The 11,296-nt window shown below is 66.5% G+C and carries 9 protein-coding genes and 1 pseudogene; 5 read left to right on the top strand and 5 right to left on the bottom strand.

All coding sequences use genetic code 11. The features are described from left to right. Positions 1 to 702: hypothetical protein (locus EB084_10825; GenBank protein NDD28746.1), on the top strand; the 702-nt coding region annotated here is incomplete at its 5' end. A gap of 36 nt (positions 703 to 738) precedes the next feature. Here EB084_10825 and EB084_10820 read toward each other — a convergent pair. Further along, positions 739 to 1,539 carry a hypothetical protein gene (locus tag EB084_10820; GenBank protein ID NDD28745.1) on the bottom strand — a complete coding sequence of 267 codons (801 nt, stop codon included), beginning with the start codon at positions 1,537 to 1,539 and terminating at the stop codon, positions 739 to 741. Between the two features lie 271 nt (positions 1,540 to 1,810). After that, positions 1,811 to 3,187: pseudogene (locus tag EB084_10815) on the bottom strand (NAD(P)/FAD-dependent oxidoreductase). Positions 3,188 to 3,322: 135 nt separating this feature from the next. Between EB084_10815 and EB084_10810 the strand changes: the two are divergent. From EB084_10810 to EB084_10800, 3 genes are all read left to right on the top strand, one after another. Next, on the top strand, positions 3,323 to 4,675 hold the full coding sequence (locus tag EB084_10810) for a hypothetical protein (GenBank protein NDD28744.1): 1,353 nt from the start codon (positions 3,323 to 3,325) through the stop codon (positions 4,673 to 4,675). Between the two features lie 96 nt (positions 4,676 to 4,771). Next, complete coding sequence (locus EB084_10805; GenBank protein NDD28743.1) at positions 4,772 to 5,725, top strand: hypothetical protein; 954 nt, start codon at positions 4,772 to 4,774, stop codon at positions 5,723 to 5,725. Beyond that, positions 5,710 to 6,087, top strand: coding sequence for a hypothetical protein (locus EB084_10800; protein NDD28742.1), 378 nt, complete (start codon positions 5,710 to 5,712; stop codon positions 6,085 to 6,087). Before EB084_10805 ends, EB084_10800 begins: the two co-directional genes overlap by 16 nt. Before the next feature lie 3 nt (positions 6,088 to 6,090). On the opposite strand, the gene EB084_10795 is transcribed toward EB084_10800, so the two are convergent. Both EB084_10795 and EB084_10790 read right to left on the bottom strand, forming a co-directional pair. Next, the gene (locus EB084_10795; GenBank protein NDD28741.1) at positions 6,091 to 7,428 is read right to left on the bottom strand and encodes a DUF1501 domain-containing protein; all 1,338 of its coding nucleotides are present in this window, start codon (positions 7,426 to 7,428) and stop codon (positions 6,091 to 6,093) included. A gap of 22 nt (positions 7,429 to 7,450) precedes the next feature. Continuing rightward, the gene (locus tag EB084_10790) at positions 7,451 to 9,112 is read right to left on the bottom strand and encodes a DUF1800 domain-containing protein (GenBank protein ID NDD28740.1); all 1,662 of its coding nucleotides are present in this window, start codon (positions 9,110 to 9,112) and stop codon (positions 7,451 to 7,453) included. Here EB084_10790 and EB084_10785 point away from each other — a divergent pair. Then, on the top strand, positions 9,111 to 10,808 hold the full coding sequence (locus EB084_10785) for a hypothetical protein (protein NDD28739.1): 1,698 nt from the start codon (positions 9,111 to 9,113) through the stop codon (positions 10,806 to 10,808). The genes EB084_10790 and EB084_10785 overlap by 2 nt on opposite strands. Here EB084_10785 and EB084_10780 read toward each other — a convergent pair. After that, the coding region (locus EB084_10780; protein ID NDD28738.1) for a hypothetical protein at positions 10,805 to 11,296 on the bottom strand (492 nt) is incomplete at its 5' end. The two genes, EB084_10785 and EB084_10780, sit on opposite strands and share 4 nt — an antisense overlap.

Genomic DNA, 11,296 nt, shown 5'->3' with positions numbered 1-11,296 from the left:
CCCCAGCGCGCCCTCGACGAGGCCGACCGCCAGCTCAAGCTCGTCGATCGCCAGACGAAAGCGCTCATCGAGGAGAGCCTGTATCTCTTGCTGCACGACCTCGCCGCCATGCGTCGCAAGCCCGATGACGCAGTGTTCCGGAGAACCTTCGAGCGCCAGCACGAAGCGCTGCACGACCTGCTGATGCGACTCAATCGAAAGACCCTCTCGACTGCGCAGCGACAGGCACTGCGCTTCAACCTCGCGCTACTCACAGGGTACGGCGAGATGCAGCTGCAGGCGCTCTCCCTGCTGCGCACCCTGACCGAAGGACAGAGCAGCCTCGGGTACGTCTTCCCCTCGCCCTGGCGCGCCCTGGTCACCGACTACCAGACCGCCTTCGACGGAGCCTGGCTGCGGGTGCACTACCGCAGCACCATCGAGCCCCAGGAGGCAGACCAGCTGCGCGCCACCTGTCAGGCGCTGCGCGAGCGCTACTTCAATGAGATCAGCGGAGACGTGAGCGTCTCGCCTCCGGTGCAGTCATGGCTGCACGACATCATCAGCCGCCTCGAGCAAGTAGCCGCGGCGCTGTTCACCCTGGCCGAGACCGCGGCAGCCTTTCCGGACGTGCACGTTCCGGACGTGTCGGAAGACCCTCCCGTGGAAGAGCCTCCCGTGCCCCTCGACGATGACGGCGCGCTCGAAGCCGAGGCTGTGTAGGGGGGGTGACGAAGGTCGCGTGATGGGATCTTCCCGTCAGCGCTCTTGAAGCACCAGCGCCGAAGGCCCTTCCACGACAACCACGTCTTTGATGGGCTGATCATCGCGCTGAAGCGCCTCGAGCTCGTCTTCGAGGGTGACGACCCGGACCTTCGCCTGAGGATCGTAGCCCACGGAATCGCCCCATACCGGTGTTTCAGGGCCGCCTCCCTTGAACGAGTACACCTCGTGCCGGCCGTCAGCGAGGCGTCGCCCCGTGCTCATCATGACGTGGGCGCTCGCATCCATCGAGATGAGATGGCCCGCGGGTATGACGCCGTAATCGACTCGAACCCCTTCCGGCGTGACGCGAAACGCGACCTGCGCCGCGCCCTCGGGGAACATGTGCGCGCGCCAGGCAGCTTCATTGCTGACGGGAAAGCCCGCCATGATCGATTCAGCCTGAGACGATGTCAAGATTCCAGCCCGCATGGCTGCGCGAAAGTAGATGGAGTAGCAGTGGTCGTTGTTCTCGTGCCAGCTCGGGTGATAACCCGAGAGGTACTGGGGGGTGGGCGCACGTCCCTCTTGCATGTCTGCAACCGTGTGCAGAAGCTGGTCTTCGGCGGCGCGTACGGCAAACGACTCTGCAGGATACGGGCGGAGCGTTGACGGCGATAGCCCCTGAAACATGGTGGGAGGAGGCGGCGGGGTCGTCAGCACCGCAGGGTTCCCCGTCGCACCGGGCAAGACGGTGGATGCAAGAGCGGCCAGTGCCGTCAGACCCAGGCCCACGGCCGACTGCTCGCTCTCGAGCGCCGACTCGGCAGCCTCAGCGCGTTCTTGAACGCACGTCACGCGCGCCGCGTCTCCGAGGGCGGTCGGATCTACCGCATCCGGCTCGGATGCCTCCGCGCGCGCGACCGTGGGTTCGAGGCGTGTACTCGATTCCCATGGCGTATACGGAGAAGCGAGAGGTGCATTCAAGATCATGTGCCGTTCAGGATAGCACTCCACACGTGGCGAGATGTTGCGATCTTGTTGCCTGATCACGTACTGTCACCGAGGTTGCCGTGAGCACTCCCGCGGTGACACCCGAAGACAACGACATGCTCGAAGCCGAGGCGGTCTAGCGACTCTGCGATGACGGGGGAGGTCCCCAGGCCACCGGGACCTCGTCGCGCGGCCCCTCTTCGAGGTACTCGGCGTCAGCGTTGACCTTCCACGGGTCGAACGGCCCCTCACCGCGCAGGTTGCGCGCCGCAAGGAGACCCGTGAGCATGGCGTGATCTTGATTGTTGTAGCGATGCATGCCGTTGCGCCCCACCGCCTGCACGTTGGGCAGATGGTGCTCGATGAAGTCGCGGATGCAGGCCACCCGCGACGCATACCCGTCATCGTACACCGGGTAGGCCCGAGGCATGCGAACCACTGCACCGTCTGTGACGCGAGCCCCACGCGTGAGCTCGAGCACCTCGAGCTCACGCGTTGCAAGCTCGATGAGCTGCGCGTCCGAGCGCGTCCACAGATCATCGCCCTCGAAGCAGAAGTACTCGAGCCCGAGCACCGACTGACTGGGGTCAGGCACCATGTCCTTGCTCCAGTTCTTGTAGTTCTGGATTCGCCCCACGTGTACGTCGGGTTCGTGGATGTAGATCCAGTTGTCGGCAAAGACGTCGGCCTGTTCAACGACCAGTGCCACCGTGAGAAAATCGCGATAGCCCAGCCCCTTCGCGGCCTCGAGAACGTGCGCGGGCGGGGCAGGGCTGAGCGCTTCAACGAAGTGGCGCAGCGCCATCGACGTGATCACGTGCGTGGCCGGCAGCCGGACGCGTTCGCTGCCGCGCTGGTACTCGACCGCCACGACGCCGGTGTCGTCCCACGCGATGCCGCGCACGTCAGCTCCGAGACGAACTTCTGACCCCGCCTCCCGAAGCATCTCTGCCACGCGCTCCCACGGCATGCCCCACACCTTCTCGGTGTAGGTCTTGAAGAAGATGCTGTAGAGCCGCCATCCGAACTGGTTTGACACCCAGTCTTCGAACGATGTCACATTCTTGCGCGGAAAGAGCTGCGCCCCTGCGTAGCTCAGCATGCAGTGCGCCGCCTCGAGCACGCCCAGGTTGCGCAGGGCGTTTGATGCGTTGAGCGGATAGTCGAAGAAACGGCCGCGATACACGATGCGCGACATGCGCTCGACCTCGATGAGGTCGTCTCCGAGAAGGTTGCTCTACAGGCGTTCGATCTCGGTGTTCTTCGAGAAGAAGCGGTGTCCCCCGATATCGAACTTGAATCCCTTGTGCGTGGCGGTTCGCGACAGCCCACCCACAACGTCCGGGTCTTGCTCGAGCACAACGCTCGAGACCCCGAGCCTCGAGAGCTCGAGCGCTGTGGTGAGGCCAGCCGGACCGGCTCCGATGATCACGGGCTGCACGCGCTGTCGTTCTCGCTGATCGCGATTGAGCCCTGTAGACGATGCGACGGCCGAGATCGGCACATCCCGCATCGCCGCGTCGGCCATGATGATTTCACCCGCGAGCCTCCCTGCCGATGGTCTCGCGGAGGGAGGGTGCGTTGAACGGCGTATCCCCCAGCAAAGGAGACGCGTGGCACTGACCGTGTCACGCAGGTTGCTGACCCCGTGAAGAAGCACAAGAAGTCGCTCCCGACAAGCGCCGTCGACGCATCGCCAGCGCTACCCGCACTCGTGTGGCCCACAGAGGCGCTCTCCCCTGTTGCCCTGGTGGCGCTCATCTTCACCGTGACGACCGTGCTCAGCGGCATGGCCCACCAGCCCATGTGGCGCGATCATCTGGCCACCGATGTCACCGAGTTCAGCATACGCGCTGCAAAGTTCGTCGAGGGCACCTTGCAGGGGAGCGAGTACCCCCCCGTGGCGGTGTTCTGGTTCTTGTTCATCCGCATGCTCGAGCGCGTCACCGCCACGCCCTACCACGATGTGTTCATGTCGATGAACGCCCTGCTGCTCGGCCTCCATTTGGCCTTCCTCAACCAGATCGCGGGACGGCGCTCCGCGCTGCTGTTCGCGGGGCTGTGCCTGGCAGCGGGGCCCATTCTGATGTACCGCTTCGAGCTCTTCGCCACCATGCTGGTCATTCTCACCTGGTATGCGTGGGTGCGCGAGAAGCCTCGCCTCGCCGGGGCGCTGCTCGGCGCGGCCATCCTCACGAAGATGTATCCGCTGGTGCTCACCGCGCTTGTTCTGCGCAAGCCCCGGCCCCAGGCGCCGGCATCAAGAGAGGGCGAACCGCCACCACCGTGGCTTGCCTGGCTCTTCGACGGGGGCTGGCAGATCGGACCTGTGCTGAGCGGGCTCGCCGTCTCGGTGTTCTTCGCGCTGGCGCTGTTCAGCCTGGGGGGCAGCCCGCTGGGCATCATGGGCGATGTCATGAAGTTTCACGAGGCCAAGCCCGTAGGCGTGGAGAGCGTTCCCGCCGCGGTGGCCATGGTCGTCTATCGCCTCATGGGCATGTGGCCTCCGCCCTACGCCAACACCTGGGGCATCCACGGCCTGCTGGTGCCATCCTTCCCCCGCCTGCTCTGCCTTCTCGGCATGCTCGCCACCTTTGCCGCCCTGCATCTGCCTCTGCGACACGTTGCCCGCGGCGGCGAATCATCGCGCTTCATTCTCACCGGGCAGGCCCTGCTGCTGGCCGTGAACTTCTGGACCACGCTCTACCAGCCCCAGTACCTGCTGTGGCCGCTCTCCCTCACCGCACTGCTTCCCTTGGCCCTGCAACGCCCGCGAGAGCTCGAGGTGTTCGGCTGGACCTATGCCGCCGCCCTCATGGCCGAACAGGTGATCTACCCGTGCAGCTACAGCCGCTTCCTGCTGATCTTCCAGCAGGGGGCGCCATTCGGCGACCTCCTGCTTGCGCTGGCGGTGGGGAAGCTGGGACTGGCCGCCCTCTTCGTGATGGCGATGCGCGCTGCGCTGCGCGACGAGACCGTCGCATCGGCCCAGGAGGCCTGACCCCCGCCGGCGCCCTCGGCGGCGCTGGTCGCGGCTGACATTGTGAGATCTCCGTCGATTCAGGATGATTTCAGCCGCGCCTGCTAGACTTCGAACATGCTCGTATCGACTTCCGCTCACCGCTCGTCCACGGCCGTGCAGGCGTCAGCCGCGCGAGCCATCACCCAGCCCGCCCTGTGCCCCGAGTTCCCGCTCGGTGGCGCGTCGAGCGACCGGTTCACACCCACCGCGCAAGGCGCAAAGCGGGCCGAAGCGCCCAAGAAGCTCGACGTCGACGCCGACGCGCTCGACCGCAACATCGCCAGCTTTCTCGAATCAGCCCCCGGCGCGCTCGACGCGTCGACCGGTCAGCGCGTGACCGCGGCTGTCAGCGCACTGCTCTGCGAAGGGCGACGCCTCTACGCGCGCAACCCCGATTATGTGCCCATGTCGATTCTGGCCACCTCTGACAAGGTCGAACGCGCCCGACGCGCTGACAGCCTGCACGAGGGTGTCTCGCAGGAGCACCTCGACGTGCCCCTGGCCAACTTCGGCGTGGTGGCCGAAGGACGGCTCTACCGCGGCGCGCAGCCCTCGCAGGCAGGCCTCGAGTGGCTGTCCGCCCACGGGGTGAAGACGGTGGTCACGCTCCGCTGCCGCGACGTGGAAGACCACTACGGCTACGTCGACTTCTCCTCGTCACAAGAAGCAGAGGCGTGCCAGCGGGCAGGCCTCAAGCTCGTCGAGATTCCCTTCACCGACAACACCGTGCCGACGCCGGCCCAGGTCGAGCGCTTCCTCGACGTGATGGCCGACCCGAAGAGCGGTCCGGTGTACGTGCACTGCGCCGCGGGCGCCGGTCGCACGGGCGTCATGTCTGGCATCTTCGAACGTCAGCAGGGCGTGCCGATGAGCAAGGTCGAAGATCAGCTCGTGCACCACTACATGAACCCGAAGAGCCCCCAGGGCGCCGCGCAGCTCGCGTACGTGAAGAGCTATCCCGTCAAGCCAGCGGCAGAGTCGGCGGTGGATGCCCAGCAGAAGAGCCACCAGGGATGGATCTTCTGCTGATCTTTCTCAGTGGAGGCCGCATGCGCGCGTTGCGTCTGCTCTCTGTCGTGCTTCTCCTGGCTGTCTCCCTCGGTGCGACGGCCTGGGCCAAGGACAAGATCGTCTCGCAGTCGACGTTCCCCGCAACCATCGTGAACGTCGAGACGGGTGACTACATGCATCTCGTCGTGAAGGACGCGAAGGGGACGACACGCTCGTTCTTCATCGGCCAGGCCGGTGGCATGCTCGAACAGGTCGCGGAGAACCCAGAGAGCTTCAAGGGCCGCAAGGTGAAGGTCACCTGGCAGAAGGTGATCACGCACATCCCGGAGGCCGGAAGAGACATGACCATCGAGCGAGTGGTCAAGCTCGAACCGCGCTGAGCCTCAGGCGAACGCCCCTGGGAAGCGCGACGGGCTGATTGCGTAGCCCGGGAACACGGCAGCCGCGTCACGGCACTGCATGTGGCGGGTCAGCACCTCCGCGAAGACGTCGCGAAAATCGGTGGTGACCGCGAGATCGCGCCCCTCGAAGAGCTGCTCCCTGGCCAGCCCAGGCCATCGGCCATGGACCTGCCCGCCGCGCACCCGGCCCCCGATGATCATGTTGAGGTTGCCGTGACCGTGGTCGGTGCCTCCGCTGCCGTTCTCCTCGAGCTTGCGCCCGAACTCAGACATGGTGAGAATGATGATGTCTTCCATGCCATCGCCCATGTCCTGAGCGAACGCTGCCAGGGTCTGACCGAGGATGCGCAGGTTGTTGGCCAGCTGGCCCTTGGAACCGCCCTCATTGGCATGCGTGTCCCACCCCCCGATATCGGTGGAGGCCACCTCGACGCCGAGATCGGCCTTGATGAGCTGGGCCACCTGCTGCATCTGCCGACCGAACGGGGCCGTGGGGTAGGTCGCGCCATTGGACGGCGCGTAGGGCTGGCTGCCCAGCCGCTTGCGCAAGGCATCGACCGCTTCGAACGATTCTCGTCCGGTGCCGTGCAGCACATCGTGCACGCCGCTCTCGTACATTCCCTCGAAGCCTTTCTGCATCGCGGCGCCGCCGCCGCGCACCCCGAACGATCGCACGTCGGGGATGGCCAGGGCCCCACGGCTCCCCTGAAGCGACCGGGGCACAGACGTGCTCATCGATACGGCGCGGAACTGCGTCTCGTGAGAGAGCTTCTGGGCCGCAAGCATGCGGTTGAGCCAGCCATCGCTGATGCTCTTGTTGCCGGGCGCCGCCGACTCCATGTAGTCCTGTGCGTCGAAATGCGAACGGGTGGGGTCCGGCGATCCGGTGGCGAGGATGAAGGCGAGGTGGCGCTGCTGATAGAGCGCCTGCAGGGGCGCGAGCGCCGGGTGCAGGCCAAAGGTTCCGTCGAGATCGAGGGCGGTCTCGTCGCCGCCGCCTGTGCGGGGTGCGGGAACCGCGACGCTCCTGCGCAAGCGATAGTACTCGGGCTCACGATACGGGATCACGATGTTCAGGCCATCGACCGCCCCGCGCAGGAACACCGTCACGAGAACGCGGCCGCGACGACCGCTCTGGCTTCCCGCCGCCACGGCCGCGCGGGTGAGGAACCCGGGAAGCATCGCCGCGCCGATGAGCGCCATGGCGCCGCTGCGCAAGAAGACGCGGCGGGTGAGGCTCGGGGGCGTGAAGGCCAGCTCCGCCTCGCAGGCCCCGCACCCGTCGTGTTCGTGCACAGCGGTATCGTCTGGTCGCCGCATCTTCTTGTGCTCCTTCCGCAGGCTACCTGCGCTGGAATTCCGGCGAGCCGATGATCAAGCCCGCCGTCTGACGAACCCGGTTCGAGGCCGGCGCCTCACCCACCGTCTTGCGCAGGGTTGTCGATGTCTCCTCGCTGAGAGGGCGCCCCACGAGGCGCCGCCCCAGGGTCTCGACCATGGCGTTGACCTCGGTGGGCAGCTCTGCGAGGATCGGTTCGGGATGGGCCGTCACCCCGCGCACGCGCCCCTCTGTCAGGGCCACGGCAAACGACATGCGCTCGAGCAGGGCGCCGCTGCTCACCCAAGCCTGCGCAAGGTCTGAATATCCCGTGGGAGGCTGGCAGAGGTAGAGCGGCATTCCCATGGTGCGCAGCGTGTTGGCCAGTGGCAGGCCGCCTTGCGTCTCACCGTTCACCGCGCGAATGGCGCTGGCCACGAGCTCGAAGGGCGTCTTGATCTTCGCCGCCCGCACCTTGGGTGAGCGGAACTCCGGGGAGGTGATGATGGCCCGCACCACCGCGCGAATGTCGCCATCGGTCTTGCGGAACACGCCCGCAACTCGCTCCACCAGCGCCTTCGAAGGCTCGTCGCAGACAAAGCGACGGCACAGCTTCAAGCTGATGAAGCGCGCGGTGTGAGGGTCTCGCGACAACAGGTCAATGACTGCGAGCCCATCGCCCTCCCCACCGCCGGCGGCGATGGTGCTTCCCAGAACCACCTTCTGCCCGTTGTCGTGCATGCGGGTGCGAAAGACGAAATCACTGGAACCGGTCTCCGTCGCGCCTGCCCCCGCCTTCCCACGCGCTCGCCCGATGGTCCACCCGGTGAAGCAGCGGGCGACCTCCACCACGTCGCGCTGGGTGTAGCCTCCGTCGACGCCGAGGGTGTGCAGCTCCATGATCTCGCGAGCGTAGTTCTCGTTGAGCCCTGGCTTGCGCTTGCCGTCGGCGGTCATGGCCGTCTCTACGGTGGAGAGCCAGTTGTCGAGATAGACGAGCATGGCCGGGCTGTGCGCGGTGGCGTTGAGCAGTTCACGAAATCGGCCGAGCGCACGAGGGCGGATCACGTCTCGTTCGAACGCGGTCAGATAGACCTTGTCCTGCCCCTTGGGCCAGTAGATGTTGAAGTGGTTCATCCAGAAATCGACCATGACCTCTTGCAGCTGGCGCTCGCTGTGCACGGCGCGTATCAGCTTCTGCGACGCAAGATCGACGAGCACGTCGCGGGGGTTGCCCCGCTCGTCTACGGGGACGAGCGACGCCAGCAGCTTTCGGGCACGTTCGTCTCCGCTCTCCGCGCGCTTCTCGATCCGGCTCACGAGCGCCGCGCCCGGGTAGGTGCGCACGATGTCAGCGGACGACATCGCCAGCGACCGCAGACCCTCGAGCCGGCGATCGCAAGCCGAATCGTCGATGCGCTCCGGATGGAGCTGCAGATCGATGTAGCGCTCGGTGCCGATGGCGCGCACCCGCTCGATGTCTCCCGGGCGAGGTCCGAAACCGATTCGATTGAGCAGATGCGAGATCTCGTTCTCAGGGTCGCTGGCGGGCGCCGCACACGCCGTCGAGGGCGCAAGCAGCACAAGGGCGGCAGACAAGAGAAGCGCTGCTAGCGCGAAGCGACGCACGCTGTATCCTCCGACGTGAAGCAGTGATGGCTGAATAGACACCCTGGCACGCGAAATGTTTCACGCGCCCGAGGGCCATGACGGGGGGAACGCAGGGGCCTTCATGGCGCGGGACGAACGGTGGCCCGAGGAGAGCGAGGCAAGCATGGATCGGCGCGAGAACGAACCCGTACTGTCGATGGTGGTGACCGGACGCAATGACGACTACATGGGAAACTTCAAGTACCGCATCACGTCGTGCCTGAACTTCGCGGCCCGCAACCTTGCCCAGCTGGGGCTTCTCGACGAGGTCGAGCTGCTGGTCACCGACTGGGGAAGCGAGGTACCCTTGTCGCAGGTGCTGCCCCTCACCCCCGAAGCCGCGCTCATCACGCGATTCTTCCACGTGCCGCGTGCCGTTGCGGGAGAGCGGTTCTGCCCCGTAGTCGCCACCAATGTGGCGCTGCGTCGCGGACGAGGGCGCTTCCTCATGCTGTTCGACGCCGACAGCCTGGTGCCACGCTTCGCGCTGCGCAACCTCGTCGACGCGCTTGCCGGGCGCGTGCCCGCGCCCTTCGACCTCGAGCGCAACCTGATGCTCTTCAGCCGCTATCACGTGCCCTTCGAAACCTGTCAGCACGAGCTCGTGCTCGAGGCGTGGGAGCCCTACCTCTCCCGTGCCGCGGGGGTGATTCCCCGTGAGCAGGCGCTCTCCGGCCTCGGGGGCAGCAGCGCGGGCCTGCTCATGCACCGCGACCGCTGGTACGAGGTGGGGGCCTTCGACGAGAAGCTCACCCTCAACGGCTGGTCAGACGCAGACCTCGCCATGCGGGTGACCCAGCGCTACGGCTGGATCGACCTGTCGTGCCTGGGGGTGGGCGCCTTCCATCAAGAGCACTGGCCCACCAACAAGCGCGGGCTTTGGCCCGGCGGTGTGAACCCTCGCACCGTGGCGCGTGAGATGCGGGTGAACCCCGAAGGGTGGGGAATGGCCGACGCCCCCATCGCCGAGCAGCAGTCCGACCCTTCGAGTCCAAAGGTCGAGATCCGAAGCGCCCCGCCCGCGAGGCTGAGCGTTGCCGAAGCGAAACGCGCCGCGACCCGACCCGAGGTGATGAAGCACGTGACCTGGAATGCCGGACTCGCGATGACCTCGGCGCCAGAGTGGGAGGCGGCCTGCGCCCTGGCGGCCCAGAGCCTGCGCCGTCCGCCGTTCACGTTCGTGGAGTACGGCATGGAAGAGTCGTGCCTGTCGACCCTGGTGGCCGCCACCAATCCAGGGCTCGAGATCTACGTCATCGACGACTGGCAGCGGCGCTGCCCCGAAGACGTTCTCGTGCTGCTGCGCGAGGTGGGATATGTAGGCTACACCCGCCTCGTCACGGGCGACCCTTCGACCGGATTCACACGGCTTGCAGGCTCGCTTCCCGCCCCGTTCAAGGTCGATCTGGCCCTGGTGCGCACCTCCATGCTGGGCAGCGACGGGCCCACGAAGCTGCTCGACATCGCGGGCCACCTCTCTGCGACTGGCGCGCTCTGCGTGATCGCGCGAAGCACAGCCGAGTTCGCGACGCACTGGGAAGGCCTGCGAAGCGCCTACCCCGCCTGCGCCTTCCTCATGGGGCGCAGCGGAAGGACGGGAATCATGCTTGCCGAGCAGGTTGCCGAGCCAGCCACGATCACCGTCGACTATGGCGCCCCCCGCCGGCCGAGCCTCGTGCGCCGCATGACGGGCATGGCTCGAGCGATGTACAAGCGCCTGCTGGGGCGCTAGTCCGCCGCCGAGGGCGATGAGCGCTCTGCTCCGCGGCGAGCGTCCATGGCCGCTGCGTGGTGGCGCCGGTAGTAGGCCGTGTAGGCCAGTGCGGCGAGCAGCCACAAGATGTAGGTGAGGCTCGAGGTCGCCGCCGCGCCCGTGATGCCGTAGCGCGGGATCAAGACGAGATTGATGGTCACGTTGAGCGCGGCGACCACGATGGCCGGCACGATCATCAGCACCGTGTGCTCTGACGCGGCGTGGGCGGTTGAGACCACGCTGCAGGCCGCGTAGGCCACCACGCCCGGAAGCAGCCACATGAGCGGTTCCACCGCCGGCAGGTAGGCCGGTCCCACCAGCAGCCGGATGACCGTGGGCGCAAGCAGCGCGGCGACCCCACAGAGCAGGGCGCTGACACCCAGGCTCGCAAGCAGGGCCTTGCGCGTCACCCGCCACCGCTCCTCGAACGAGTCAGCCTCGGCCAGGGTGGGAAAGAGCGCCGACGA

It is taken from the genome of Pseudomonadota bacterium (assembly GCA_010028905.1).
Classification (GTDB): Bacteria; Vulcanimicrobiota; Xenobia; order RGZZ01; family RGZZ01; genus RGZZ01.
This window is presented reverse-complemented; position numbering and strand designations above follow the sequence as displayed.

Coding starts and splice junctions, on each gene's coding strand:
- EB084_10800 (NDD28742.1), top strand. CDS start 5,710: ATGGATCTTCTGCTGATCTTTCTCAGTGGAGGCCGCATGCGCGCGTTG.
- EB084_10805 (NDD28743.1), top strand. CDS start 4,772: ATGCTCGTATCGACTTCCGCTCACCGCTCGTCCACGGCCGTGCAGGCG.
- EB084_10795 (NDD28741.1), bottom strand. CDS start 7,428: ATGCGGCGACCAGACGATACCGCTGTGCACGAACACGACGGGTGCGGG.
- EB084_10785 (NDD28739.1), top strand. CDS start 9,111: ATGTTTCACGCGCCCGAGGGCCATGACGGGGGGAACGCAGGGGCCTTC.